Origin of the sequence: Pseudoalteromonas sp. AOP7-A1-14, assembly GCF_052376275.1 — a bacterium.
Classification (GTDB): domain Bacteria; phylum Pseudomonadota; class Gammaproteobacteria; order Enterobacterales; family Alteromonadaceae; genus Pseudoalteromonas.
Map to the genome: position 1 here is coordinate 1 of NZ_JBQSVO010000228.1, position 1,620 is coordinate 1,620.

Annotated in this window: 2 protein-coding genes; both read right to left on the reverse strand. The window is 38.3% G+C overall.

Annotation, left to right across the window (positions count from 1 at the left end; genetic code table 11):
- On the reverse strand, positions 1 to 288 hold a 288-nt coding region (locus ACT3RM_RS17740; RefSeq protein WP_444511497.1), incomplete at its 3' end, for an SRPBCC family protein.
- A 520-nt stretch (positions 289 to 808) separates the two neighbouring features.
- Positions 809 to 1,620 (reverse strand): alpha/beta hydrolase family protein (locus ACT3RM_RS17745; protein ID WP_444511496.1); only part of this gene is annotated, 812 nt, incomplete at its 5' end.

Genomic DNA, 1,620 nt, shown 5'->3' on the forward strand with positions numbered 1-1,620 from the left:
ATCAGCTATATGCTCTTGATTAAAAAGTATATTAATACCAATTTTAGAGGGGGTTATATCTGTTATAGTCATTTCACCGCTGCCCCAGCGGTTTTGCCAAAACTGGTGTGCTCCAACGCCTGCGTTTGGATTACCGAGTGAAAATTTAATGTCAGGCGCTACTTTTTGCCATGGAGACCATTTTGGCCATTGTTTAAAATCGCTAATGAGTGCTTGTAGTTGAGAGGGGGGAGCTTCAATTACAATGGTTTTATCTATTTTATATTGCTGGGGTAGCAACAAGCCCACCACCAAAGTAACAATGGAAATGAGTATTATAGATTTTATAAAAGCATATATAAGTTTGATTAGCTGGCTCCCACTCACTAATTATTATTACTGTAATAACAAGATTAACATCATCGAATATAACTGTTTATGAATGATAAATATAACTGTTTATGAATGATATATGATTGACAATGTACCACATCGATAAAAATGATAAACGTATTAAAAAATACCGAAATAAATTCACTACGTAATATTAATAATAAGATTGAGCAAATGGCCGTACACCAAAAGGTTTGCGGCAATGTCGCTTATACAAAGTGATATTGCGTTATCACTTTGTGCCGGTTGGCCGATGATCTGTGGAGTGCTCTAATAAATGGGCAGTGCTAAAGCTAAAATAGGTGGTAATCGCTAACGGACGACTGGGGTTAGGCTGATAGGAAGTGACTTTAGCCATGAATGAGCCTACTTTAAACTCTTTTGGCGCTAAAGCACCTCCTACAAGGTACTTTTTATTTGGCTGCTCTGTGAATTATTACTCTTCTATAAATGCTTCACCTTTTGTCATCCATTTTGCAGCGGGCTTACCTTTTAAGTAATGATCAAAGTATTCCATCATTCTTACTGAAAAATCCACTTGGTTAGAAAACTTTTTCAAGTGATGGGGCTCACCTTCGTATTGTAAAAATGTTGCATCTTTACCGGCACGGCGAAGTGCTAGGTAATACTGCACACCTTCATGCCATGGTACGGCATCATCTTTATCGCCAAACATAATTAAGATCGGCGTATTCACTTTATCAGCAAAAAATACCGGTGAGTTTTCAATGTAAAGTTCTGGTGCTTCAAATAAACTTTTACCGATACGGCTTTGTCCTGTCTCATATTGAAACTGACGGGCTAGACCTGATTTTAAACGAATGCCGCTGTAAGCACTGGTCATATTTGATACTGGTGCGCCTGATACGACGGCTTTAAACATATCGGTTTGGGTGATCATAAAAGCACTTTGATAACCCGCCCAAGAATGGCCTTGTAAGCCAATTTTATCTGGATCAGCAATCCCTAAATCAATCAGTTTTTGGGTGGCATTGATCATGGTTTGAGTTGATGATTTACCCGGATGACCTATTTCAAAGCGAATGTCAGGTAAAAATACCGCATAACCGTTTGAGGTAAACATAGGGAAGTTGGGGCGATGATTTAATTCCATTTTAGGAAAGTCATACATACGTTGACTCATATAACGATAAAAATACACAACTACTGGTACTTTGTCGCCTTTTTTGTAGCCTGCTGGCTTGAGTAATACCCCTTGTAAGTCTTCTCCGTCAAAACCTTTGTAAT